This window comes from Pseudomonas sp. JL27(2026) (assembly GCF_056933555.1).
Window position 1 is genome coordinate 3437439 of record NZ_CM167794.1, and the last position, 23376, is coordinate 3460814.

The 23376-nt window shown below is 52.6% G+C and carries 25 protein-coding genes, 1 tRNA gene and 2 pseudogenes; 13 read left to right on the top strand and 15 right to left on the bottom strand.

Annotated features, from left to right (window positions below; all coding sequences use genetic code 11):
• Positions 1–39 precede the first annotated feature (39 nt).
• Positions 40–426 carry a hypothetical protein gene (locus AC1Z1G_RS15630; protein WP_483620965.1) on the top strand — a complete coding sequence of 129 codons (387 nt, stop codon included), beginning with the start codon at positions 40–42 and terminating at the stop codon, positions 424–426.
• Positions 427–699: 273 nt separating this feature from the next.
• Here AC1Z1G_RS15630 and AC1Z1G_RS15635 read toward each other — a convergent pair whose 3' ends face one another.
• The 3 genes from AC1Z1G_RS15635 to AC1Z1G_RS15645 form a co-directional block, all read right to left on the bottom strand.
• Positions 700–1740, bottom strand: coding sequence for an alpha/beta hydrolase family protein (locus AC1Z1G_RS15635; protein WP_483620966.1), 1041 nt, complete (start codon positions 1738–1740; stop codon positions 700–702).
• A 31-nt stretch (positions 1741–1771) separates the two neighbouring features.
• A complete protein-coding gene (locus tag AC1Z1G_RS15640; protein WP_483620967.1) occupies positions 1772–2275 on the bottom strand; it encodes a GNAT family N-acetyltransferase in 504 nt (167 codons plus the stop codon).
• Between the two features lie 205 nt (positions 2276–2480).
• On the bottom strand, positions 2481–3377 hold the full coding sequence (locus AC1Z1G_RS15645) for a LysR family transcriptional regulator (RefSeq protein WP_483620968.1): 897 nt from the start codon (positions 3375–3377) through the stop codon (positions 2481–2483).
• A gap of 100 nt (positions 3378–3477) precedes the next feature.
• On the opposite strand from AC1Z1G_RS15645, the gene AC1Z1G_RS15650 reads away from it, so the two are divergent.
• The 4 genes from AC1Z1G_RS15650 (at position 3478) to AC1Z1G_RS15665 (ending at position 8912) form a co-directional block, all read left to right on the top strand.
• Entirely contained in the window at positions 3478–4140 is a 663-nt protein-coding gene (locus AC1Z1G_RS15650) for an NADPH-dependent F420 reductase (protein ID WP_483620969.1), read from the top strand.
• Between the two features lie 159 nt (positions 4141–4299).
• Complete coding sequence (locus tag AC1Z1G_RS15655; protein WP_483620722.1) at positions 4300–5331, top strand: IS110 family RNA-guided transposase; 1032 nt, start codon at positions 4300–4302, stop codon at positions 5329–5331.
• Positions 5332–5791: 460 nt separating this feature from the next.
• Entirely contained in the window at positions 5792–8077 is a 2286-nt protein-coding gene (locus AC1Z1G_RS15660) for an AAA family ATPase (protein ID WP_483620970.1), read from the top strand.
• Between the two features lie 280 nt (positions 8078–8357).
• Complete coding sequence (locus AC1Z1G_RS15665) at positions 8358–8912, top strand: hypothetical protein (protein ID WP_483620971.1); 555 nt, start codon at positions 8358–8360, stop codon at positions 8910–8912.
• A gap of 360 nt (positions 8913–9272) precedes the next feature.
• On the opposite strand, the gene AC1Z1G_RS15670 is transcribed toward AC1Z1G_RS15665, so the two are convergent.
• From AC1Z1G_RS15670 to AC1Z1G_RS15685, 4 genes are all read right to left on the bottom strand, one after another.
• A complete protein-coding gene (locus tag AC1Z1G_RS15670; RefSeq protein ID WP_483620972.1) occupies positions 9273–9728 on the bottom strand; it encodes a hypothetical protein in 456 nt (151 codons plus the stop codon).
• Positions 9729–9912: 184 nt separating this feature from the next.
• Positions 9913–10782, bottom strand: a complete 870-nt coding sequence (locus AC1Z1G_RS15675) for an AraC family transcriptional regulator (protein ID WP_483620973.1) — start codon at positions 10780–10782, stop codon at positions 9913–9915.
• Between the two features lie 450 nt (positions 10783–11232).
• A complete protein-coding gene (locus AC1Z1G_RS15680) occupies positions 11233–12264 on the bottom strand; it encodes an IS110 family RNA-guided transposase (protein WP_483620722.1) in 1032 nt (343 codons plus the stop codon).
• A gap of 96 nt (positions 12265–12360) precedes the next feature.
• Positions 12361–12582 carry a DUF3144 domain-containing protein gene (locus AC1Z1G_RS15685; RefSeq protein ID WP_483620974.1) on the bottom strand — a complete coding sequence of 74 codons (222 nt, stop codon included), beginning with the start codon at positions 12580–12582 and terminating at the stop codon, positions 12361–12363.
• A gap of 340 nt (positions 12583–12922) precedes the next feature.
• On the opposite strand from AC1Z1G_RS15685, the gene AC1Z1G_RS15690 reads away from it, so the two are divergent.
• Complete coding sequence (locus tag AC1Z1G_RS15690; protein WP_483620975.1) at positions 12923–13444, top strand: AidA/PixA family protein; 522 nt, start codon at positions 12923–12925, stop codon at positions 13442–13444.
• 144 nt (positions 13445–13588) lie between these two features.
• Positions 13589–14017 carry a hypothetical protein gene (locus AC1Z1G_RS15695; RefSeq protein ID WP_483620976.1) on the top strand — a complete coding sequence of 143 codons (429 nt, stop codon included), beginning with the start codon at positions 13589–13591 and terminating at the stop codon, positions 14015–14017.
• A gap of 217 nt (positions 14018–14234) precedes the next feature.
• Here AC1Z1G_RS15695 and AC1Z1G_RS15700 read toward each other — a convergent pair whose 3' ends face one another.
• The 4 genes from AC1Z1G_RS15700 to AC1Z1G_RS15715 all read right to left on the bottom strand — a co-directional run bounded on the left by AC1Z1G_RS15700 (position 14235) and on the right by AC1Z1G_RS15715 (position 16867).
• Positions 14235–15425, bottom strand: a complete 1191-nt coding sequence (locus AC1Z1G_RS15700) for a VopS family T3SS effector adenosine monophosphate-protein transferase (protein ID WP_483620977.1) — start codon at positions 15423–15425, stop codon at positions 14235–14237.
• Positions 15379–15825 (bottom strand): CesT family type III secretion system chaperone, encoded by a 447-nt coding sequence (locus AC1Z1G_RS15705; RefSeq protein WP_483620978.1) that lies wholly within the window; start codon positions 15823–15825, stop codon positions 15379–15381. The genes AC1Z1G_RS15700 and AC1Z1G_RS15705 overlap by 47 nt, the downstream gene beginning before the upstream one ends.
• Positions 15826–16171: 346 nt before the next feature.
• Complete coding sequence (locus AC1Z1G_RS15710) at positions 16172–16573, bottom strand: hypothetical protein (RefSeq protein WP_483620979.1); 402 nt, start codon at positions 16571–16573, stop codon at positions 16172–16174.
• A gap of 219 nt (positions 16574–16792) precedes the next feature.
• Positions 16793–16867, bottom strand: a tRNA-Gln gene (locus AC1Z1G_RS15715).
• A gap of 419 nt (positions 16868–17286) precedes the next feature.
• On the opposite strand from AC1Z1G_RS15715, the gene AC1Z1G_RS15720 reads away from it, so the two are divergent.
• A complete protein-coding gene (locus tag AC1Z1G_RS15720) occupies positions 17287–17598 on the top strand; it encodes a DUF2388 domain-containing protein (protein ID WP_483627869.1) in 312 nt (103 codons plus the stop codon).
• A 391-nt stretch (positions 17599–17989) separates the two neighbouring features.
• Here the strand turns inward: AC1Z1G_RS15720 and AC1Z1G_RS15725 are convergent, their stop codons facing one another.
• Positions 17990–18349, bottom strand: coding sequence for a DUF2388 domain-containing protein (locus AC1Z1G_RS15725; protein ID WP_483620980.1), 360 nt, complete (start codon positions 18347–18349; stop codon positions 17990–17992).
• A gap of 509 nt (positions 18350–18858) precedes the next feature.
• Between AC1Z1G_RS15725 and AC1Z1G_RS15730 the strand changes: the two genes are divergently transcribed.
• Positions 18859–19287 (top strand): N-acetyltransferase, encoded by a 429-nt coding sequence (locus AC1Z1G_RS15730; protein WP_483620981.1) that lies wholly within the window; start codon positions 18859–18861, stop codon positions 19285–19287.
• 274 nt (positions 19288–19561) lie between these two features.
• Here AC1Z1G_RS15730 and AC1Z1G_RS15735 read toward each other — a convergent pair whose 3' ends face one another.
• Positions 19562–19786 carry a hypothetical protein gene (locus AC1Z1G_RS15735; protein WP_347900707.1) on the bottom strand — a complete coding sequence of 75 codons (225 nt, stop codon included), beginning with the start codon at positions 19784–19786 and terminating at the stop codon, positions 19562–19564.
• A gap of 101 nt (positions 19787–19887) precedes the next feature.
• Here AC1Z1G_RS15735 and AC1Z1G_RS15740 point away from each other — a divergent pair.
• Positions 19888–20101, top strand: a pseudogene (locus AC1Z1G_RS15740) (hypothetical protein); the annotation flags it as partial.
• Positions 20102–20119: 18 nt separating this feature from the next.
• Here the strand turns inward: AC1Z1G_RS15740 and AC1Z1G_RS15745 are convergent.
• Entirely contained in the window at positions 20120–20599 is a 480-nt protein-coding gene (locus AC1Z1G_RS15745) for a hypothetical protein (RefSeq protein ID WP_483620982.1), read from the bottom strand.
• 272 nt (positions 20600–20871) lie between these two features.
• Positions 20872–21768 carry a LysR substrate-binding domain-containing protein gene (locus tag AC1Z1G_RS15750; RefSeq protein WP_483620983.1) on the bottom strand — a complete coding sequence of 299 codons (897 nt, stop codon included), beginning with the start codon at positions 21766–21768 and terminating at the stop codon, positions 20872–20874.
• Positions 21769–22041: 273 nt separating this feature from the next.
• On the opposite strand from AC1Z1G_RS15750, the gene AC1Z1G_RS15755 reads away from it, so the two are divergent.
• The 3 genes and pseudogenes from AC1Z1G_RS15755 (at position 22042) to AC1Z1G_RS15765 (ending at position 23259) form a co-directional block, all read left to right on the top strand.
• Complete coding sequence (locus AC1Z1G_RS15755; protein ID WP_483620984.1) at positions 22042–22659, top strand: LysE family translocator; 618 nt, start codon at positions 22042–22044, stop codon at positions 22657–22659.
• A gap of 37 nt (positions 22660–22696) precedes the next feature.
• A pseudogene (locus AC1Z1G_RS15760) lies at positions 22697–22825 on the top strand (IS110 family transposase); the annotation flags it as partial.
• Positions 22826–23094: 269 nt separating this feature from the next.
• Entirely contained in the window at positions 23095–23259 is a 165-nt protein-coding gene (locus tag AC1Z1G_RS15765; RefSeq protein WP_483620985.1) for a DUF2986 domain-containing protein, read from the top strand.
• Positions 23260–23376 lie beyond the last annotated feature (117 nt).

The following is a 23376-nucleotide window of genomic DNA, read 5'->3' on the forward strand; positions in this document are numbered from 1 at the left end:
GTCGACTAATTGTAGTTATGCCCTATGAACCCAATTTTAATGAAACGTGACATTGAAGGAAATGCGGAGACAATCCGTCATCTTCATGCACGCATCAAAGAAAGCTTTAAGGCTCGTGACGCTAGCCCGCTGAAGCGACGCGAATGGGAACTGGCTTGCCAGGAGTTCCATGAGAGGTATGAGGCTTTATCTTTTCCATGTGATTTTCGAGAAGCGCTACAAAAAATAAAATCAGGCGATCAGTTCTCGGTTGAGTTCGCATTGTGCTTTGTAGAGCTGAGGCCATACTTTTATCGCTCAGGCTACATGTACAAAGATCTTATTCGTAACCTTAGAAACGCACCGTTGGACGGTAGCCAGCGTGAAAGACGTGACGTAATTATTTCTGCCTACGATCAATGGAGAGCAGGCAAACGTACAGCATAATAATCGGTTCAAATCGTTCGCCTTGCTCACTGGACCGAGTTCCGTGGCCCCTTAGCTTAATCATTATGAATGTCCACCCAGGGTCCAGGCTGTGTGAAAACGTTTTAGGTTCTGCACGAAAACTGCCTGCGTGTTGATCATGCTGCGTTAAAAACAGGCTCGGAATGCTCATTTACAACCCGTAAACTCCGCTTCCTCGCCTGTTTTTGCCTTGCCTGATTGCCACTCGACGACTCTTCGTACAGACCCTAGCGGTTAATAACGTCGTCCTCTTTAGTTGCTAAGTGACTGCGCCAGAAACTCGGTGATCAGCGATGTAACCTGCTGTTGGATTACCTCGCGCGGGCGGGCATTGTCGCCATCCCCACAAATGATGCCATCGCCAGGAATGTCCTCTTCGAGCAATGCCACTGCACCTGGTTTGCAAATCGGCAAGAAGCTGAAATGGCTGGCGTCACTGATCTCGACATAGCGGCTGGACGCTTGGGGCAGGCGTGTGGCCAGGTTGGCGGACTCCAACTGAGCAGGCAGTTCCACCGACGGTGCGCCGGCAGCAATAACCAGCACCGGCACCGGCAGTGCCGCAAGGCTCTCATCGGTCATCCCGCGCGAGAGTCCCAGGTCCAAAGAAACCACAGCGGTGACGCGTTGATCGCGCAAATCGCCGGCCAGACCAGCCTTTAATGCCGGAGTGCTCTCAGGGTTGATCTTTTGATAATTGGTGCAACTGGATAACTGCGGATGGAGTTTGCAGTCACGGGCAAACAGGGCCGGGTCGAAACGAGCACCGGCGATCTCCATTGCAGTCCAGCCACCGAGTGAATGGCCCACTACAGCAATTTGACGCTTTGCGACCACGCCAAATTTTTCAGGTTGAGTGGTGACCGCCTCAATGGCCCGATGCAGGTCAATAGGCCGCTGCCATAACTGCGCCGCCGCTTGCGGGCTGCGATCATGGGTCGTGGTGCCGGGGTGGTTGACCGCTGCGACAATGTAACCCTTATGGGCCAATGCACTCGCCAACCAGTTCTGATTGTTCCAATTACCTCTGAATCCATGGGAGAGCACCACCAATGGGTGCTCGCCAGCAGAGGGTGGCGCGTTGCGAACCGCAGAAGCACCGACAAACACCACATCGTCGCCGATCAACTGTGGGGTGACGGTCGTTGTACTGGGGTACCAGACGACCATCTCAAGCGGGCGGTCATTGTGCGCGTCCAGCAGCGTGGAGGACTGGAAGCCGATAGGGTTATCGTCAGCGAGTGCGCTCGTGGTCAGGCAGATCAGAAGCAAGGTGCTGAAAGCTGTTTTCAATGTCGTTATCTTCCTTAATTAGATCAACTCATCAAGACCTGACATCCGCCGTCAGGCGCATCCCCATCTCGAACGCACGGGTCTCGAACCCCAACTCTGTGTACATACTCATGGCACGTGCATTGAACGCCCACACGGACAGCCTTATGTCCTGAGCGTTGTGCTCGATTGCCCAGTCTTGAACGAGTTGTACCAGGGCTCGACCAATGCCTCTTCCCCAGAATCGCTCTGCTACGCACACCGATCCGATACGAACAATCGTCAGCGGCTGCATCAGCGGCCCAGAGCTTGTCGACAGGCTAGCAGAAATGAAAGCTACCGCCTGGTGAGCGACATTTGCAATGAATACAACCTGACCCGGCCTCTCGAAAAAACTCATCCAGTGAGGCAGGTCACGCGAAAAATCCTGGGTGGCATCTGCATAAATATCAGGACGGGCAGCATGGTGTATCGCGTTAAGCAATTGGCCCAGCTCACATATGCTGAGTGCATCCTCTACGGTTGCCGCTCGGTACGTAATGACTTCATCCCTCATGCACAAATCTCCTTGAATGCGTCGGTGCTCCGCTGGGCTCCCTGTCGTTGTCTCACTGCGGGGGAGGATTTCTCAATGGCAACTTCTGGACGGCAATCTCCCCTCGCATGCGGACGATATCGGCCAAGAGCCCCTGTCAATGAAGCAGTAACCTGCGACCGAGATCAATCACAAATCAATACGACTGCGACAACTCAAAACCTGCTCAAAGAGCACCAAAGCGAACGAGCGCAGCATCGATGAATCGTCGGAGTTTGGCTGTTCTCTGACGATGGGTCGTGTAGAGCAAATGTATTTGTCGGCTCGGTGCCTGGTAATCAGCTAACACCCGAACTAACTCGCCGCTGCGCAATGCAGGTTCAAGAAAATCTTCGGGGCCAAGGACAATCCCGAACCCGTCCAGTGCTGCCGACAGCAGTGCTTTGCTCTCGTTAACCTGCAATCGACTGACGACTTGTACCCGTTCAACTGCGCAGCCTTTGCAGAATACCCATTCGCGGTCGGCCGGCCGGGACCAATAGGCATACCCCAGACACTCATGGTTCTTCAGATCATCCGGAATTTTCGGCACTCCGCGGTCGGCCAGATAGCTCGGAGCCGCACAGGCTACCAATCGATAAGGCGCCAAGGGCCTGGCGGTCAAACTGGAGGTGGCCAATGGGCCAATCCTGAAAGCCACTTCATAACCCTCCTCTACCAGATCGACAAAGCGATCGGTCAAGTGCAGATCGATTTCGACCTCCGGGTGTTGACGCAAAAACTCCGTCACAAAGGGCATGAGGCTATAGGAGCCAAACGTTACGGGAGCGCTGATTTTCAGTTTGCCGCGTGGGGTGTCGCTCATGATCTGCGCAAGGGACTCGGCAGCCTGAGCCTCGCTCAAAATGTGCTTACAGCGTTCGTAGTAAGCACTGCCCAACTCAGTCAGGCTCTGGCGTCGGGTGGTACGGTTCAATAGCCGCGCGCCTAGCCGCTGCTCAAGTGCGGCAACATGCTTGGCCACCATCTGCGGCGACAGGCCCAACCGCTCGGCGGCACGGGCATAGGAGCCGGACTCCGCCGCCATCACAAACGCCCCCATGCTCGTCAGGCGATCCATCATTCAACACTCCTGGTAACGAGACTAAGTAACCGATGATCATTTATCTCTCTTCGGCTGGCAATCATGATGGTTTCTTCTTATCAATCAGTGGAGCAATGACATGCGTATCGGCATTATTGGGGCTGGCTTCATTGGGCGTGCAGTGGCGCAATTGGTCATCGCGGCGGGACACGAAGCGTTGCTCAGCAATTCACGTGGGCCACAGACCATGAGCAGCGTGCTCAGTGGCATTCCTGGCTGCCAGGTCGGCACGGTCGAGGACGCAGCACACTTTGGCGAAGTTGTACTCGTGGCCATTCCGCTTGAGCACTATCGAAGCGTGCCGGCCCAGTGGCTAGAGGGCAAAACTGTGCTGGATGCTAACAACTACTACCCCGAACGCGACGGCCACATTGCCGCTCTCGACCGATTTGAAACCACCACCAGCCGGCTACTCGCCGAGCATCTGCCCCACTCCCGCGTGGTCAAGGTGTTCAATGCAATCCTCGCCCAGGACCTGGTGCAGGACTCGCGCCCGAAAACGGCGCTCGACCGACGCGCACTGCCGATCGCTGCGGATGATCTGGCGGCCAAAACGCTGGTAATCAAGTTGCTGGACGAGATCGGATTCGACGCGGTAGATGCAGGCAGCCTTGATGAGAGCTGGCGATTCGAACGGGCTAAACCCGCCTACTGCATACCGCTGAATAAAGAGGGGCTGACGGTTGCCTTGGCGGCGGCCCATCGACAGGTCGAATTGCCCGAGGGGTCGTGGCGCCGATGAATAGGCCCACACACCACTGAATCCAGAGAAGACCTGGAGCTGACAGAGGGCAATGTCAGCTTTGGTCGAAAGCAATGGGATGGACTCCTCCTCACTTCGGCATCTTGAGTGCCAGACTGAAAGTGCGAACCACAGTCAACAGTGAGAAGGAGTCCACACATGAAGCTTATGCGCATTGGGGTCGACCTGGCCAAGAACGTGTTTCAGATCCACGGCGTGGATTGTCATGAGCTACCCGTCTGGCGGCAGCGCCTACCGCGTGATCGCTGGCTGCAAACGGTGTTGGAGAAGATCGAACCTGGCTGTGAGATCGGGATGGAGAGTTGTGGCGGTGCACATCACTGGGCTCGGCAGCTACAAGCCCACGGATTTCGGGTGAAGCTGGTCGCGCCGCAGTTCGTCAAACCGTACGTCAAGAGCAACAAGAACGACGCGAACGATGCCGAGGCGATCTGCGAAGCGATGAGCCGTCCCAGCATGCGCTTCGTCGCCATCAAGACCATCGAACAACAGGATATCCAGGCGACGCATCGCATCCGGGCCGGCTTAATCGAACAGCGGACGGCCAAAGCCAATCAGATCCGTGGGCTGGTCGCCGAGTACGGTCTCGTTGCACCGAAGGAATTGCTGATGCTGCGTCGTGCAATACCATGCTGGCTAGGGGATGCGGATAACGGTTTGACGGCACGCTTTCGTCGTCTGCTGGATGGTTTGTGGGACGACCTTCGTGCGCTGGATGGGCGTATTTGCCAGCTCGATGGCGAGATCACTGCGATCGCGACAAACGAGCCGTCCGCCGTTCGCCTTCAACAGCTGCGTGGTGTCGGTCCAATGATCGCCACAGCGCTCGTCGTCGCTCTCGGTGATGCCCGTCAGTTTGCCAATGGCCGACAGTTTGCCGCCTCGCTGGGACTGACACCGAGGCAATACAGTTCTGGCGGTAAGGATCGACTACTCGGTATCAGCAAGCGCGGTGATACGTATCTGCGAACATTGATGGTGCATGGCGCACGCTCGGCGCTACGCACAGCCAAATCCAAAGAGGATCGGCTCAGCCAGTGGGCCGTTCGTTTAGCCGAGCGATCGCATCCCAATGTGGCCGCCATTGCGCTGGCCAACAAAACTGCACGCATGGCTTGGGCGATGCTGCGTCACGACACTGATTACCAACCGAATCAGGCAGCGGCCTGATCTATTTACCCGACGTGTTCTACGAGAGAAACAACTCTTAACCACGATTGCGAAGCAACCTGAACGATGGCAAACCGGTCGAACCGGCGTCGGCAAAACCCTCGAATGTCCAAGTGCGAAAAGCACGAAAAAGCGATCGGGAGCCGGCGCGCGAATAGCCCATCATGGCCCTGCATCGAAACGATGCCGTATTTAGAGGCCGAATATACGTGTGCAGTCGGCACGGGCGCCAAAGCAACGGGGCTTGCAATGAGGGGGAGTCCATATACGGACAGTCAGCACCGGCAGGGATAGGTCGAACGAGTACTCTCTACGAGGGCGAAATTTGTAAGCCAGCTTAGTAGCTAAAGTTTCCATGGCTCCGATGGCGTTGGCAACCGTCTTTTCTCCTCATCCCTCTGTCCTGCAGGAACTACACTGCTGTATCTCATTTCGCAATTGCCGCTGAAAGGAACCAATCATGCTCGAAAGAATTGAATGGATTCGCGGTATCGGGCTACTTCACGATGTTGACGGCAAAGCACTCAAGCTTTCCAAAATGCAGTTGATCTACGCGGACAATGGGCGTGGAAAATCCACTCTTGCTAGCGTCTTGCGATCTGTTGCCGATGGGGATCCTTCTCCGCTTGTCGACCGGAAAACAATCGACGGCTCGATTGCACCAGATGTATGTTTAGCATTCGGTAGTGGTCATAAGGTCACTTTCACTAAAGGCAAATGGTCAGAATCACGACCAGAGCTTCTTGTGTTCGACGCCGAGTTTATAGAAAAGAATGTACATTCCGGGGGCGTCGTGTCGCCTGGCCAACGGAAGAACCTCTTGCAGTTTGCGTTGGGTGCATCAGCTGTAAAAGCGAGGGCCGGCGAGGAACAAGCTACCAAAGAGTCATTGGAAGCCAACGCAGAACTCACTCGAGCGACGGCTCAGCTCGCTGGCTATCATCAGGGAATGCTCCTTCTGGCATTCCAGAAGTTGGCATCAACTACGGAGTCACTTACACAACCACAGATTGATAACCTGAGAAAACGCGTGCATGTCGCACAGAACATAGACGCAGTGCTTAAGAGGCCCCTTCCAGAAGAAATTCAAGAGCCATCGTTCGATTTGGATGCCCTGTTCAAGATCCTCAAGCATTCTCTTAACGACGTTGAAGAGAACGCAGAGCAGAAAATCTCCGCACATATTGCTCAGATGTGCAATCCCTCAATCGAACGATGGATCAGTGAAGGTCAGGGCTTCGACAACGGATCAGTCTGTCCGTACTGTAGCCAAACCACCACCGATGTAGATTTGGTACGGGCCTATCGAACTCATTTCAACAAGGAGTACGAGGAACTCAAAAGCAATGTGTCGGTTCTTGAGCGAGGAGTCCAAGCACGAACCGCCGAAACTGTGATTGATAAGTTAGCGGTGGCAGTTGCCATCGCCTGTGCTTCCATTGCTCTATGGGCGGAAGATATTCAAATCGAAAGTCCCACATTCGCGATAGAACAGGCCAAAATTGATATCGGCGTTGTGCGAGAGGCCTTGCTCAGTCTGGTTCGTGACAAATTGAACAGTCCGCTAGAGCCAATCGGTAGCAACGATGATAAAGACAATGCTCAGCAACAGTGGAATGCTATGTTGATGCATATTCGAAATACTAATGCACAGATCCAGCGCGCAAGGATACTGATCGATGAGTTCCGTGGAGGATTGACGACTGAGAATGTCGGGGCCATTAATCAAGAAATATTGAAATTACAGCTGAGCGTAACGCGTGGCAAAAAAGAAGTAACCGACCTATTAGCATTGCTCGTCGATGCGAAGAAAAAATCGCAGGAGGCTGACTCTAAGAAGAAAGCCGCACGTGCCACTCTCAATGATCAGATGGCAACAACACTAAGCACTTTCCAGAAGACAATAAACCAGATTCTAAAGAGATTTGGCGCATCTTTCAGCATCGAAAAAATGGACGCGAATTTCCGAGGTGGACTACGAAGTGAATACGGCCTGTCGCTTCGTGGAGTCTCGATTACACTCGACGGCACACCCAAATTTGCTACCGCCTTAAGTGAAGGAGATAAGCGGACATTGGCGTTTGCTTTCTTCATCGCCACGGTCAACTCAGATGCCGATTTGGCTAAAAAGGTGGTGGTGATTGATGATCCAATGTGCAGCCTAGATGTCAATCGTAAGTCCCAAACGAAAGAGATACTTCGCATCATCAGCACTCGTGCAGAACAGCTTATCGTGCTGGCGCATGACCTTTTCTTCGTTCGGGATCTGAAAGAGGCACTCAGCCAAAAGGGCATGCCTGCCTTAGAGGTACTGCAACTGCAACACTCAATCGACGGCTATAGCCAGCTGGCGAAATTCAATGTGGAGCAGGAATGTGAGTCATCCTTCTTTAGGCATCATCGTTTGCTAATGGAGTTCTGTGCAGGTACAGCCCACGATAGCAGGATGGTGGCCAAAGCGATCCGTCCTTTTCTCGAAGGATACCTACACAGACGATTCCCTGGCTTGGTGCCTAGGGATCTGATGTTTGGCGGGATACTTGCGCATATCGGGACTGTTCTCCCTACTGACCCCTTAAACTATGCCTCACCCCTCGTCGAGGAGTTGAAGGACATCAACGGCTACGCTGGCCAATTTCATCACGATACCAACCCTGGAGTTTGCGAAACTCTACCGGTCATAACATCCGAACTTCTTGCTTATAGTCAAAGAGCGCTGACTCTAGTTTATCGGGGATCTGTGTAATGTACCTTTGGCGTAGGTCTTGATCAGGCGAGCGAATGACTCCAGCCGGCCGAAAGCGGTCTATCTGGAGCAACTGCTAACGGTCAGAAGCAGCCGGCTGATAGACTAGTAGCAAATAGGTGGAGTTCTGCTACCCTGAACCTTTACCGAAGTTGAGCTTGATATTTATGTCACGCATCCCTCGATAGATGGAGCGAAAACTTACAGAGCCGCAAGCAACATAAAGCGACGCGCTATCGAAACATGTCCATCTAAAAATGGTTCAACTTTTGGAGATATAATGCCACTAAATCATTCATCACAATACGCCGAGCTCACTAATGAACACTTTCAGGCTATTGGTAGGCTGACAGTTGAATGGTCAAATATTGAGTTTCTACTAGGTGTATTGTTATCTCGGCTATTGGTAACGCCGGGATTTTTGGCTCGCACTTACACGGATCGAATGTCCGGAGCAACGCGCCAAGATGCTATAAATGAAGCCTGCAAAATACACAGCTACCGATATGGCTACAAGCTGATAAGCGAGGAGCAGATCAAAAAAATCTTAGACGTGAATAATAAAATCACTCCACTTAGAGCAACCAGGAACAAATTTGCACATTTTTGCTGGTCACGAAGCAGTGATGAAGAGATCTTCGGCACAAACTTTTCTGGTGGTGTTCCTGTAGGGAATAAGTACAAGAAAAGCTTTGTTTCCTTCACCGTGGCAGAACTTGATGAGCTTCACAAGAAAGCATATGCAATTGTTGATGTGTTGTCAGACCTAACTCAGAATCTTCCAGAGATGGAAGAGGAAGGTCTAGGTAGCAAGGTTAGGTTCCTCCGAGAGTGAGCGCATGCTCAACTATCGATCCAGGTCAAGACTAAAACTTTGAATTTCCTCTGTTTTTATAGACGCTAATGAACGGCAGCTTTTGGCCGATTTCTGCCTGTCGCGTGAGGTAGAAAACGACCCATAGCTGCCTAATGCCAGTCAGTTAAGGTGCGCAACCTGTGGGAGCGGGCTTGCTCGCGAAGGCGGTGCCACAGTCAACATTGATGTTGAATGTAATGGCCTCTTCGCGAGCAAGCCCGCTCCCACAAGGATTGCGCTATTCAAATCCTTAACTGACCGGCATTACCCATAGCTGCCAGTCATTTGTGTCTAAAAAATCAGGCACGATTCACTGTGACGAGTGCGGTTGAATCACCTTTAGATCTTCGCCGCATTGTTGATAGCTGCCTCATATGCATGCTTCTCAAATGTGAAGGGGCCAACGCCTTCAATGATCCGAGGCTCTTCATAACCGTTCTCATAAGCAAAGGATTCCCACGTAAAGCCATCATCGTTTTCGCGAACACGTACTGAATAGGAGCCACACCCAATGTCACCGCACTCGGGGCAGATGTAGAGGAGGACACGTTCAGTTTCTGTTTCAGCGTCTTTGCGTAAAAGCAGGCGAGAATTAGAAAGCTTGTTTGGCTTCGGAAAGCCTTTGACGAAACACCCCATGTAGTCTGAATGATCACCAGCAGCCGCGATGAGAGTGATTAGCAACGAATGTTCGTTAATCAGAAAGTCGATGGAGCATCGTTCGGCCACGGTGCAGCCATTTGAGCCGCTTCCCGGACGAGACAATTGCTGAAATGTGAGGGAACTGGTGTCCATTCTCGCGACCTTTTTATGCACTGAATGTGCGTGAGCTTACATGCAACGTCGACGAAAGGAACAAGGCATGGTTCATTTTTCGCTTGACCGCTCCTGGCCGTTTTCAGCCTGTCACCAAGGGCTGCAACCGACCCTGAACAGACACTCGACAGCGTCAGCTCAGGGTCGAAAGCTGTTTGCTCCGCTATTGCAGCGGAACATACACATCTGTTTGCCATTGATCCTGTGGTGTCTCGGGATGGGCGCTCAGGTAATTGAAGAATAGCGGCTGGTCACGAAGTTCCTCTCCACTGGCAGGAAGCCAATCGCGGTAAATCGGATAGATCGTTTCGCCGATGTGATCCGGTGACCCCACGTGTCGCGCCACGACGTAGCGACCGGCAGGAATGACGATCTCGTTCACGCCAAACTCATTCGGCGCCACGGCCTCGTGAATCTCGCCGCAGATTGCGAAGCGGAATGCTTGTGGAGGTGTCGTATCGGGGTTGCTATAGGGAATGCCAAAGGTGCGACTCGATGCCACCGGCGACTGTCCGCTCTGCATACGCCACTCGATGAACCTGCGCACGCTCTCATTGACGAGCCCGGCTGGCCCGCAGTGCTCAAGCGCTGCTACCTTGACTTCAGGGAAATCTATGATTCGTACTTGCATGATGATAGTCCTGGAAAAGTGAGGGATTGCGAATACCGCATTCCAGACCTGCCAGTTCGGTTCCTTCCTGAACGCACTCGGCGTCATACCGAACGCCCGCCTGAACGCCCTGCAAAATGCCTCGGGGCTTTCAAAGCCGGCACCGAGCGCGGCGTCCAGTACCGAGTGATCAGTGAGGGCGGCCAGGCTATGTGCCGCGCGTCGTAGTCGCATCAGTTGCACATAACGTGAGACAGGCACCCCTACGAACGCGGTGAATTGCCGATGGAAGTGAAACGCCGAAAAATTCGCCACATGGCTCAACGTCTTCACCGACAGGTCACCTTCAAGATTGGCATCAATGTAGGCGAGTACGGTGTTGAAGCGTTTTGTGTAAGCGAAATGGGTCGGCATGTCAGACACTGGGGAAAGCTCCTGGATGTACGGTCGGCAATAGAGTCGACTATAGCGGCGTGAACGCGCCTAGCCGCGTTTGCTCAAGGCACGTTTGGGGTTGGCCAATACGATCTCTTCCAAGGCGATGTAAAGGTCAGGGGCATTTCAGGTGCCCACTTCTGGCCGATTGCTGCCTACACGGATGACCGTATATGGACTCCCCCTCATTGCAAGCCCCGTTGCTTTGGCGCCCGTGCCGACTGCACACGTATATTCGGCCTCTAAATACGGCATCGTTTCGATGCAGGGCCATGATGGGCTATTCGCGCGCCGGCTCCCGATCGCTTTTTCGTGCTTTTCGCACTTGGACATTCGAGGGTTTTGCCGACGCCGGTTCGACCGGTTTGCCATCGTTCAGGTTGCTTCGCAATCGTGGTTAAGAGTTGTTTCTCTCGTAGAACACGTCGGGTAAATAGATCAGGCCGCTGCCTGATTCGGTTGGTAATCAGTGTCGTGACGCAGCATCGCCCAAGCCATGCGTGCAGTTTTGTTGGCCAGCGCAATGGCGGCCACATTGGGATGCGATCGCTCGGCTAAACGAACGGCCCACTGGCTGAGCCGATCCTCTTTGGATTTGGCTGTGCGTAGCGCCGAGCGTGCGCCATGCACCATCAATGTTCGCAGATACGTATCACCGCGCTTGCTGATACCGAGTAGTCGATCCTTACCGCCAGAACTGTATTGCCTCGGTGTCAGTCCCAGCGAGGCGGCAAACTGTCGGCCATTGGCAAACTGACGGGCATCACCGAGAGCGACGACGAGCGCTGTGGCGATCATTGGACCGACACCACGCAGCTGTTGAAGGCGAACGGCGGACGGCTCGTTTGTCGCGATCGCAGTGATCTCGCCATCGAGCTGGCAAATACGCCCATCCAGCGCACGAAGGTCGTCCCACAAACCATCCAGCAGACGACGAAAGCGTGCCGTCAAACCGTTATCCGCATCCCCTAGCCAGCATGGTATTGCACGACGCAGCATCAGCAATTCCTTCGGTGCAACGAGACCGTACTCGGCGACCAGCCCACGGATCTGATTGGCTTTGGCCGTCCGCTGTTCGATTAAGCCGGCCCGGATGCGATGCGTCGCCTGGATATCCTGTTGTTCGATGGTCTTGATGGCGACGAAGCGCATGCTGGGACGGCTCATCGCTTCGCAGATCGCCTCGGCATCGTTCGCGTCGTTCTTGTTGCTCTTGACGTACGGTTTGACGAACTGCGGCGCGACCAGCTTCACCCGAAATCCGTGGGCTTGTAGCTGCCGAGCCCAGTGATGTGCACCGCCACAACTCTCCATCCCGATCTCACAGCCAGGTTCGATCTTCTCCAACACCGTTTGCAGCCAGCGATCACGCGGTAGGCGCTGCCGCCAGACGGGTAGCTCATGACAATCCACGCCGTGGATCTGAAACACGTTCTTGGCCAGGTCGACCCCAATGCGCATAAGCTTCATGTGTGGACTCCTTCTCACTGTTGACTGTGGTTCGCACTTTCAGTCTGGCACTCAAGATGCCGAAGTGAGGAGGAGTCCATCCCATTGCTTTGAGCCTCACTCTGTCGTCTGCATAGAGTCCGCGTAGCCTTCGATGTAGTGATCAAGATTCTCTTCAAGCATCGAACGGTACTGGTCGACAAAATATTCTATGGTCCCCTGCCTTGCTGCCGACATCTCTTCAGCCGAACCGAAACCGCATGCACTGACCCACGCCTTGAATCGTGAAATTGCATACAAGCCAGACGCGCTGACCTTGGTACTGCTCACCCCTGCCATTTATTCGTTTACAACGTGAATGACCGCATCTGCGCGCTCTTAACAGGACCTGAGAGCACGGGTTGACCCGCATTATGCGATCCGGATTATTCACATCTACCACTTGTCTTTTGCCTGTCAGGAAACCCGGATTTTTTTTGACAGCCCTTTTTCCAGATCTATAGTCCATCTGCGGCCTATCGGAAGGAACCTGATTAGTCGACGAGTCTTAAAGGAAGTTGCATCAGTACGTCGCAGACATATGGGTTCCAGTTTTTGTTGTAAGTACCGACAGGCACTAGCACTGAGCCGTTGAGAAACTGGGTCACGCCAGGTAATTACCATAAAAAGGGGCTTCATCATGTCTCACTTCAAGGAAGTACTGATTACCATTGATGCCGACACCATCCTCAGGCACTTCAATTATGAAATCAGCCAGGATCACAACTACCCAACCCGAATTGCGCCACGCTTTGCCGAAGATGTCATACATATGATTTCGAACAGCCGGGACACCAGCAATCAGGGAAGCGCAAATATAACCTCAACACTTGAACTTGGCGACGTCATTCGCTGGCGCGCAACGACACTTTCAAAAGACTTTGAGAACTCAGTAATTCTGTACAACTACTCACAACTGTACAGTGATGGCGGGGAAATCAGCCCCGTCAGAATCATATCGATTCAAGGCGCCCCAATGCCTGTCATCAACAAACAAACGCCATGGGCCACGCCTATCAAACAGGAGGTCAACACTTACTTATGGGCAGCCACCGCCGAGAACCGGGGGCATATCACTTACACATGGTCCTTTATGATCGTAGACAAACACAACAACGTGGTTGGCTACTGCTCTTGGGATCCGTACATGAACATTGTGTAACCCATAACTGACCTGCACTATTAAAGCCCCTTGGTAAACAACGGGCTTTAATGCATACCCACATCAGCGCTGGCGTATTATTACCGCTCAAAACTCAAGCGCACAGACTTGACATCTCACAGTCGCCTCACCTGGAGCGTCTCCATGCGAACACTAAAGGTCTATTTAGCAACCCTCACCTCAGCCCTATGCCTCGCAGCGTTCTCAACAACGTCGCTGGCAGACGTGTATGTCTGCGGCGACAAGCTTGTTAAAGATTGCAACATCAAAAACGCTGTCGCTATCAGTTCAGAACAGTACGACTTGGAGTCCCAGAACTCACACAAAGTTACAGTCAGGCAAGCTTTGGAGCATTCGTTGCAAGACTCCGTGACAAACGGCTACACCAACACAGCCAACACTGATCTCTACATAAAGAAAGACTTTTGGCATGAAGGAGGCTCCACGGCATTTCCTCACGACCTACACATTACAACCTATGTATATAAGGGAAAGGCAAAACAAAAAACCTGCCATACCTTTTCGAACAAGGCCCCCAAAAGCCCAACAAAATACTTCGCGACCTGCGATTAGCAAAGATGAGTCAGGACAAGCCCTTGGCGCAATAGGCTGGACCTTCCTGGCTATCAACGCCCGCCTTAGAGCGGGCGTCTCAAGCGTAAAGCATTACCCATTACAGCCCGAGCATAAAGCACTGCAAGAACGAGGACCCAGCGGAGACTTGCAAGACGCGTCCCGACTTTTGCATACGCATCAGTCTCCAAGTCTTGGGTGATCACGCACCTTTTGATTAGCTTAACCCGCTGAGCGCGTTCTCTGCGTCAACTGCCATCGGTGTAAATTGTTGCGCACGCAACTCGGTAAGGGCATACAGCAATCGCCCCATACGACCATTACCGTCGATAAACCCATGGAAGCCCACCACAGCAGCGAACAACTGTTTGCCAACTTGCTCATGGTCCTTGTCCAGGGTCTTGAGGTGCTGCTCCAGCATCGCAGCCCCCGTAATACTGGAGAGCAAGCGGCCACCACTGGTAGCCGGGCCACGATAGGATCTGTCGATATCAGGCACCAACCGTTGATGCAGTTCTTTAAGAACGGTCGCGTCTGTCAGGTCTTTGCCATTGGACGTGTACTCACGCAGCAACGCCGTAAAGTTTTCCCATTCATTGCCCCCCGAGGTCGACGCTTTAAGGATCCAGGCAGCCGCGCGATCCACATCCTCGGTGTGACCTTTCGGGTTATAGAACGATTCACTCAGGGCATTGTTGTAGGGTGCCTGACCAAGATCCTGCTGCAACACTGATTGCTGGTGTTGTTGTGCCAAACCGATGTTTTTCAACTCAACCATGAGTATCGGTTCCAGGCGGTCCACTACCGAGGTGGACGAACCTGAAGTACGCAAACTTTCCAGGCTGGCAAACTGCAATTGCTTGTCCACCAGCGCTCGAGTGACCGAAGGCCCCACTTGCGCCTGCAAGGCTTGGCCAGATGCAGTATTAACCAGCGCTTCCGCCAGCGCGCGCTCAAAGAGTTGTTTGACTTCGCCATTGGAAACCCCATTCAACGACTTGTCATCTGTTCGACCCAGGCGATCCAGCACCTGTTCAGGGGTCTGCAAACCGGCATCTTTGAACACCATCCGTGCATGCTCAACCGATGAGGTGGATTGCAGACGCTGTTGCAACGCGCCCGCATGTGAATTGAACAAAGACTGGGTCAACCCTTGGGCCACGGAAGCGCTGGAACCGGTCGCGAACAGCTTGCCAACGCCTTCAATAAAACGCGCCACTGCGCTGTCTTTAGGCTGAGTACGCAGCACTTGTTGCAAATCGGCTTGAATATGGTATTCACGACCACCGACTTTCAACACGCCTTGTTGCTGGATAGCGTCTTTGACGGACTCAGGCGCTCTTTGCAACGCGGCAATATTGTTAAACGTGATCATACTTAACCCCTTGAACACTGGATGTTGAATCAACAGGCATCGCCAGTTGCTGCGAAAAAGTGTCGGCCCATTCAATAAAAGAACCCAGGCTTGCTTCTAACTCGTGAACATTGAGCCCCTCCAGGCTCAATGCCTGAAACCCGATAAGCCCCAAGTCAGGGTCCCATCCGACTCCTGGAGCTGCTCCCATCAGCGGATTGAGTGCCGTCGACAACAACACAGTTACTGTTTTCCAGAAAGGATTGACGGGTAATTCATAGCCGAGCGGTCCAAACAGTATCAATTGGTTAAACGCACACGCATGGCGCAGCGACAACACCTGCCGATGATTCACCACCAACGTGCACAAACGCTCATCATTGAATTCAAGCCCGGCGATACCCAATACAGTCCCCAACTCCTGGAGCAAGGCATCTACGTAACTGGTACTCATGACCACACACTTCCCCGTTCACTTGTCAGTATTTGAGAAGGTTCATCGTATCATTGCCCCTACCCCTGACTTTTTAGTAAAACGCTCCTGATTTTTTAGATATCGCTATAAATCACTCAAGAAGTTACTCAAACAGCCCTGCCGTTCTCGTTGCTCGGCAACCTGCCCACATACCACCCAGCCCTGCCAATCGTTACGGAGGTTGAAGTCGATGTTTCCGTTCTCTTGCTGTGTACTCCGCGTGTATCGGTAACGGTCTTCACTCATTTTCAGTCATAAAAAATCCCGCTCACGGCAGGATTATATGATCAGTCGTCATTTGGTGCCGCTGGCTGGTCCGCCAACGTCAGGAAAGCAGCGCCGATCGGCATTGGATGCAGCCAGAACCGAGTGGCGCAATGGGCCAACCGTTGAAGAAAATGCCGTGAGGGTCAAGCTGGCGACGTGCCGTATAAAGTTTCTCAGGGTTCTGATCCGGACAACGTGACATCACACCTACATGCGGTGTGATGTATTGCCAGTTCTTGGTCCAATGCGGCCGTCCGTACCGGGTGCCGATCCAGCCCGCCATAACCGCGTTGATCATGGCGAGATGGGAACTGAAGGAATGCCCGCCCTGATGATACGCATAGCGGTACCCGCGGAGCGCTTCACCAGGCTCTGTACGAAAAGTCGCCGAGTGGCGATCAGGCAAGGCAAAACAGGTGAATCTGCCACTCAATGAAAGACCCATGATGACCTGATCCATGGAGCTTTCTGCGCCTTCCTCATGCCAAAACGGCAGCTACATCTATCCGCGATATAGAAGTGCAAGTCAGCTGAATGTCAAAGGCATCACGCAGAGGGATATGTCACTGACATGAGAAACGCCGGGCCGGATCGGAATTGGCGCTACCCATAAAGACGATCATCCTGGACTCGCGCAATACCTGCCGACTGAGTTGTACCTGAATGACCATAAGAAAAATGGCAGGGGCGGCTGGATTCGAACCAACGCATGGCAGGATCAAAACCTGCTGCCTTACCGCTTGGCGACGCCCCTGTATCTGTTGCTACGAGTGCCTGGCACTCTCATTCTGACTTTTTAGCTTGCGAGCAACACGAGGTGCTGCTTCATTCCGCTACAAGCCCTGTAAGGCCGTCTGCAAGAATGCGCGCAAATTTATCAACTTTCGCTGCGTTTGGGAAGCCCCCAAAGAAACAAATTGTTTTCAAAACAGCCACTTACTATTGATAGAGGATAGGCACAATCGGTTTCATACCGTTTCCTCCCGAGACGTCATGCACCAAGCGTCCATTCGCGCTCCCACAAGCTGCCAGTAGGTTTTCTTGATAAAGATCGTCAAAAACCTTCGACCTCTCGGCCGAAATACACTGCTGGCAGGGAACTGCTGCCCAGTACCACGTATCAAAAAATACATGAAAGGCCTTTTTGTCTTCATGCTTCAGGAGGACAACGCCATGTCCCGCCTACTCTTCATCCCTTTGCTAATACTTTGCCTGCCCTTTGGTTCGACGATGGCCCACGGCTCCCACATTGATGCACGTGATGTTGCTACATCTGCAGGGATTTCTGTGTCGCTATACTCAACCTTCAAAGACGACAAGATCGTAACTCCTGCCCGCGAGGATCTCTCCAGCTTCATCGCAAGTGGGGGAGCAATACGCGACGTATATCTGGAGTCTGTATTGACGCAAGCCAGGCACGATCATCCAGGTCTAAACGCAAGTGACGAAGATCTGGCCAAAGCGCTCCTCATCCAAGATCAATAAATAGAAGCCTACGCATACCCGCAGCAAGGCTTCACTTGCCATGCTTGCCATATTTAGAGGCCAGGCGCTGGACTGAGCGTCCTTGCACCCGCCTAGCCTCCTCCCCAGGCCATCCGACTTGTGGTACTTGAACGGTGAATGTCACATTCCTACGATGATTTTACGCAGTTGCTTAAATGCCCCTGCAACTGCGTAAGTGGCGAGTGAACTGAACGCCTACCAAGCTCGCCATTTGCTCCATGCGCATCTTGATGCCTCATGGGCTCTACTTCCTCCCCATCAAAGAGCTTTGAGGCTCTTTTTTGTCCCGCACGCCCCCCCCCCAGAAAGGAAAAGGCCCAGCGAACTGGCTGGGTTTAAGAGGTGATGCACTCAGGACTTGCTCGGCTGGCTAGTTCGGTTGATAGACCAAAATCGCTTGTGCCAGCTGCATATCATTAACCGTGTCGACATCGCCAGACGGACGCAGAACATCAAGCGCAGCCTCCAAATGCACGCCACGAATGTTGCCATTGCTCGCGACAAAGGCAGCGGCATCATTACGAGCGCAAACAATTTTCTGGTTATGGCCATTGATACTCTCACGAGTATTCCCACTGCTTTCATCGGTGAAGGTAATGGGATAGAACGTTACGGCTAGCGTCGTTGACACAATGCCCCCAAAGGTCGATACCTGCACACCACCATCTCCGGCGCTGACAGGCAAGCTGAAGGACAAACCGAACAGCATCAAAGTAATGGCCTTATGCACAAACGAACTCCAAAGGTATACGTAAAAGTTCTTCCGAAATCAGTTGCCTATTTCACTTAAAAACCAGACATCTACATGCACTCGTTTGCCTGGGGAATGAGAGCGCAAACGAAAAGCCCAGCGGGTGGATCTTCAACTGAAAATTCAACCACTCTTTACTGCTTAGTGCTTTCAAGCCCCTTAGACCGATGAGATTGATATCGACTCCACGTCATATTTTCTCAACGCACCCATGGGGCCGGTCGGTACGCAGACAGAGGCTACATCCTCGGCAGGCTTACATCAATGCGAGGCGGCGATTCAACTGCCATCATTGCGAAACTCAGTGCAACAGCGATGCAGGCCGGGGTGATAAAGGAACCGGTGAAGACATTCCGCCTGCGCGATGCGCTGGCACCTTAGAATTATGCCTCCTGGTGACGTATGATGAGGGCCAAACCTCTGGGTTCTCAAACTGGCAAGCTGCTGGCTTGAGTGTGGTATGAGACATAACGGATATCGAATTAGAAATGATCAGGGCATTTGAAACACACGACATAGAAGCCGTGCTGGACATCTGGCTAAAAGCATCGCTGGTAGCCCATGACTTTATTGATGCCTCTTTCTGGCATTCACAAGTCGAGAATATGCGAAGCCTATACATCCCAGCTTCGGAGACCTACGTTATTGAGCAGGAATCAAGAGTGGTGGGTTTCTGCTCACTGTACGAAAATCAACTTGCCGCTCTGTTTATTGCCCCTGAGTTTCAAGCTAAGGGTTTTGGCAAACAACTGCTCGCTCATGCCAAAGCCCTGCGAACTGAATTGACGCTCGGTGTTTACAAAAGCAACATCGCCAGCTGTGCATTTTATTTATCACAAGGATTTACTGTGACGCATGAGCAGACCGATGAACAAACCGGGCACCAGGAGTACCTCATGCGCACCATCGAATCTTGAATGCCTGAAACCTCTTGCGGAGCACTGCGGTTCCAGCCATCGGTTTCCTGCTTGCCGGAAACAGAAGCCCAGCGGGTGGACCTTGCTTTGGCCTACTGTACTGGAGCGCTCAGTGTCCGCCCCCTTTCGAGTCGAGGATTGTTTTTGAACTGTATTGGGTTATTCAATACTGGTGACGAACGAAAGCCATATCCGGAACCGAGTGGATCACCGCCTGACCTACCCTCACCTCAAGTAAGACCCAGGCGATATGCCAGATCACAAGGCGTAGCAGTCAGTCACCGCGGAGTCGATTGATAGCGTCCGTACCCAGTATTCCGCTCCTACCTACGCCCAACTTGGATATCAACTCAGGCTCCGCATCAGGAACAAAATAAACCCAATGCCCAGAACCATCAGGCTTGCGCTCTACGGCTGAAATGTTGGCGACAACTTGGCTTTCGGTCAGATCCAGAGCATCTGCAAGTTCTCGCTGTGAAGGCTTCTGATCCTTGTTCATAACAGAACTCCTGTTCACAACAACTGAACGGGTAAGTTTAGCTCGACACAAAAAAACTCACGTACCACCTGTCGCATCCGGTCACGGAGGGCGATACAAGCGAGCCAGCACCGACAATCATCACAAAGGACCGCCTGGCACTGGTTGCCGTAACGATCAAAGGCACTCCATACGTGATCGTCGGCATCTGCCCTGCGGATACTGCAACCGACCGAACTGTACGAAGCCCAAGGCTTACCCACCGACTACATCATCAGCCACGACGCCGATGGTAGTCGTAGAATGGATACGGCCGCTCATCAACGAAATAGATGAGCGGCCGCAAAAATCAAATCAACCAAACCATATCGACACAATTGTATCGTCATTACTTAGTTCAATATTGCAACGCTCTGGCCTCCAGTCCTTTGTGAGCCCATCACCTGTTCTATAAACTCGAAGAGGGTGACCCACTAACTGAGCAACTGTGTGTGGTTGCGCCGAGGTAAGTGAGCCAATTAACTGACCTATGTTCAGTTCCTCCGACGACCGTGAGCTTACGAAGTTATCTTCTAGCAAATAAAACCCTTTTTGCCCACGATAACCATGCTGTAGTAAATACCAGCCCTCAGCGGTAATTTCAAAAGCGTTGTAACCTCCGGTAGGAAGGTTGCATAAGGCCGGAAACACCCGAGACCCAACTTTTTCCCCCATGATTTTGCTGGACCCTATCAAGCTACCTAACTCGGCTCGAGCTTCGCCAAGTGGGATTCTCCGTATTTCATTATTGCATTGAACTGTGCCGTCAAGTTTATAAACCCATACGCTGGACATAGCCTTCTCCTTCCCTAAGTTTGCTCCACTCATGAGAGCACTTACCAAGTGGCACACTACTTAGGCAGCTAATAAAAACGCAAAACGCCAGCGTGCTATTCGGCTGGTTCAGCATAGTTGAAGAAATGCCGGGCACGCTGAACCCAAGGAATATGAAAACATTGAAAACAGCTCTCGGCGCCCTGCTTCTGACCTGCCTGACCAGCAGCGTACTCGCTGACGATAACCCTGTCGGCTTCCAGTCCTCTACGCTGCCAGAGCAATCACACCACTCACGCCCGGCCAAAATCACCCTTGATCTGCTTGGCGCATATACCCATCTGCTTTGTTACCCAATCCCTGAAAGTGGCGCACTTGGCACTTTCCTCAAAAGGCCTGGGTGACAGCAGGCAATAAGCCGATCCGTCCTGGATAAAACCAAACGGGGCGATCAATTGTCCGGATCTGAGTTCATCCTGAACCATGAGAAAGGACACCACACTGATCCCCAACCCCGCGGTTGCAGCCTGGATACACAGATAGAAATGCTCATAGTCGACCCTGCCGGTATCAGGCATAACCATTTTCGAAAGGCGCAGCCAGTTGTCCCAGGCCAAAGGGCGTGTCTGGCTACGCAACAAGCACATGCTTTGCGATTCCCCTTTGCCCGGATTATTGGACGAGGTGCACACAGGCCCAATCCATTCCTCGCAAATTGTCACGCTATGGATTGATTGATCCAAGCGAAAATCATCACGTCGGATGGCCAGATCTACACCTGAACGTGCGAAGTCGATAGGACCACCGGCCGCCAGCAGTTGGACTTGAAGGTTCGGATGAGCGGCATGAAAGTCAGGCAGTCGCGGGATCAACCATTTCATTGCAATAGTGGGCTCGCACGACAGTACGAGTACGTCCTCGCGAGCTTCTCCCTGCAACCGGTAAACGGCGCTCTCCAGTTTTTCGAACATTGGCCCGGTAACGTTGTACAGAAGGCGGCCGGCATGGTTGAGAAAGATCGCACGGTTGCGCCGATCAAAAAGCTCGACCCCTATGGCTTCCTCCAACAATCGAACCTGACGGCTGACTGCGCCATGGGTCACGTGCAACTGCTGAGCGGCTTTCACAAAGCTTTGAGTCTGGGCCGCAACGTTGAAAAAACGAAACGCAGCCAAAGGAGGTAAATTCATATTAGCGATGATTACTCACAGATTTCGACAACTATAAATCGTTTTTTTTATCAGTGACAACTCTCCATCATGACCGCCATTCGCCCTACCCGAATGCAGAATCACCAATGATTACTGGCCTCCATGAATACCATGCGAAGCCAAATACCGGAGGGTGTTGTGAGTACCACGATCACGTGGAGCTGACACCCACTCTCAATCTGTGCAAAAACGTAGCGCAAATGCAATTGCTGCCGTTCGCGGCGCGCGCAACCATTGCGCTGGAGAGTCTTAATGAACGAATTGCTTCTAGTTGCTGCCATTTCCATTCTGGCAGTTATCAGCCCCGGCCCTGACTTTGCCATGGTCACCCGCATCAGTTATGCATATGGGCGACGCAGCGGTCTGATGGCCGCCCTGGGGATCGCCTGTGGCGTCCAGGTTCACGTTTTCTACACGGTGTTCGGCGCTGCAGTGATCATCACGCAATCACCCTTGCTGCTCATGGCAATGAAGCTGCTGGGCGCCGGATACCTCATTTATCTAGGTATCAAGTCCCTGACCAATACTTCTGCGATGACGTTTGGTGGCTCTAGCGCTTCACCTCCTTCATCCTGGGAAGTATTTCGTACTGGCTTTTTCACTAACGCACTCAATCCTAAAACCATGCTGTTCGTGGTAGCGACCTATAGCCAAGTGGTGCAAACAAGCAGCTCGCCAACCACCAACTTTGCGTACGGCCTGTTTATGTCGTTCACCCATTGGGCGTGGTTCAGTTTCGTGGCACTGTTTTTCTCCGCTGAAGCGTTGCGCCGACGAATGCTGGAAAAGCAGCAAATTATCGACAGGCTCATTGGCACTGCACTGATCGGCTTGGCGGCATTCCTGGTCATTCCAGAAGTTGGAGGTTAGGGTCAGGGAGTGTTATGAGGTCAGCGCAAAGGGCTAGGATCGGCTGCGTGGCATCAGCAAACGTGGGTATGCTTATCTGCGAACACTGATGATCCACGGAGCGGGGTCGGCACTGCGCACAGCCAGGTCCAAAGTCGATCGGCTCAGCCTGTGGGTCGTCCGGTTATACGGACATTCAATGGGGGGCAAGCAGGGGCGATTCACCGCTATTTCCAGCGCTATGCACTAGGGTCTGCCTGCGTGTCGATCATGCTGCGTTAAAAACAGGCTCGGAATGCTCATTTACAACCCGTAAACTCCGCTTCCTCGCCTCTTTTTGCCTTGCCTGATCGCCACTCGGCGACTTTTCGTACAGACCCTAAGAGCGCGTCGCAGGGATCTGTTCCAATAGTTTAAGCTGATACCATTCAAGAACTCACAAGCCGAGAGACAATTATGAATCGTCGTAAAAAAATTCAGCAGTTATTAAAGGCTCACGCCAAAAAGGCTAGTGCCAAATTGGCACCGCCAAGCAAGTCTAAATACATAAGTAAAGCTGATCGATTGAAGCTAGCTGCTGCTGAATCCAGTCACGACTCAATCATTTCCTCTGAGAGCTGATCTATGTAGTTTAAGCACCACCGGAATTTAGAAATCTGGCTGGGCTATTCATTCCGATATGACGCCCACAGGGCTGATGGCACCGGAGTGAATCCCTGCCTGCGATCCACAGTGCTG

What these genes read in the sequence shown, in the direction of transcription:
- AC1Z1G_RS15690 (WP_483620975.1), top strand. Translation starts at nt 12,923, where the DNA reads ATGTCTCACTTCAAGGAAGTACTGATTACCATTGATGCCGACACCATC.
- AC1Z1G_RS15685 (WP_483620974.1), bottom strand. Translation starts at nt 12,582, where the DNA reads ATGGCAGGGGTGAGCAGTACCAAGGTCAGCGCGTCTGGCTTGTATGCA.
- AC1Z1G_RS15670 (WP_483620972.1), bottom strand. Translation starts at nt 9,728, where the DNA reads ATGGACACCAGTTCCCTCACATTTCAGCAATTGTCTCGTCCGGGAAGC.
- AC1Z1G_RS15750 (WP_483620983.1), bottom strand. Translation starts at nt 21,768, where the DNA reads ATGAATTTACCTCCTTTGGCTGCGTTTCGTTTTTTCAACGTTGCGGCC.
- AC1Z1G_RS15650 (WP_483620969.1), top strand. Translation starts at nt 3,478, where the DNA reads ATGCGTATCGGCATTATTGGGGCTGGCTTCATTGGGCGTGCAGTGGCG.
- AC1Z1G_RS15755 (WP_483620984.1), top strand. Translation starts at nt 22,042, where the DNA reads ATGAACGAATTGCTTCTAGTTGCTGCCATTTCCATTCTGGCAGTTATC.
- AC1Z1G_RS15640 (WP_483620967.1), bottom strand. Translation starts at nt 2,275, where the DNA reads ATGAGGGATGAAGTCATTACGTACCGAGCGGCAACCGTAGAGGATGCA.
- AC1Z1G_RS15655 (WP_483620722.1), top strand. Translation starts at nt 4,300, where the DNA reads ATGAAGCTTATGCGCATTGGGGTCGACCTGGCCAAGAACGTGTTTCAG.
- AC1Z1G_RS15665 (WP_483620971.1), top strand. Translation starts at nt 8,358, where the DNA reads ATGCCACTAAATCATTCATCACAATACGCCGAGCTCACTAATGAACAC.
- AC1Z1G_RS15705 (WP_483620978.1), bottom strand. Translation starts at nt 15,825, where the DNA reads ATGAGTACCAGTTACGTAGATGCCTTGCTCCAGGAGTTGGGGACTGTA.
- AC1Z1G_RS15660 (WP_483620970.1), top strand. Translation starts at nt 5,792, where the DNA reads ATGCTCGAAAGAATTGAATGGATTCGCGGTATCGGGCTACTTCACGAT.
- AC1Z1G_RS15735 (WP_347900707.1), bottom strand. Translation starts at nt 19,786, where the DNA reads ATGAACAAGGATCAGAAGCCTTCACAGCGAGAACTTGCAGATGCTCTG.
- AC1Z1G_RS15645 (WP_483620968.1), bottom strand. Translation starts at nt 3,377, where the DNA reads ATGATGGATCGCCTGACGAGCATGGGGGCGTTTGTGATGGCGGCGGAG.
- AC1Z1G_RS15630 (WP_483620965.1), top strand. Translation starts at nt 40, where the DNA reads ATGAAACGTGACATTGAAGGAAATGCGGAGACAATCCGTCATCTTCAT.
- AC1Z1G_RS15720 (WP_483627869.1), top strand. Translation starts at nt 17,287, where the DNA reads ATGTCCCGCCTACTCTTCATCCCTTTGCTAATACTTTGCCTGCCCTTT.
- AC1Z1G_RS15745 (WP_483620982.1), bottom strand. Translation starts at nt 20,599, where the DNA reads ATGTCCAGCGTATGGGTTTATAAACTTGACGGCACAGTTCAATGCAAT.
- AC1Z1G_RS15695 (WP_483620976.1), top strand. Translation starts at nt 13,589, where the DNA reads ATGCGAACACTAAAGGTCTATTTAGCAACCCTCACCTCAGCCCTATGC.
- AC1Z1G_RS15680 (WP_483620722.1), bottom strand. Translation starts at nt 12,264, where the DNA reads ATGAAGCTTATGCGCATTGGGGTCGACCTGGCCAAGAACGTGTTTCAG.
- AC1Z1G_RS15710 (WP_483620979.1), bottom strand. Translation starts at nt 16,573, where the DNA reads ATGGATCAGGTCATCATGGGTCTTTCATTGAGTGGCAGATTCACCTGT.
- AC1Z1G_RS15730 (WP_483620981.1), top strand. Translation starts at nt 18,859, where the DNA reads ATGATCAGGGCATTTGAAACACACGACATAGAAGCCGTGCTGGACATC.
- AC1Z1G_RS15765 (WP_483620985.1), top strand. Translation starts at nt 23,095, where the DNA reads ATGAATCGTCGTAAAAAAATTCAGCAGTTATTAAAGGCTCACGCCAAA.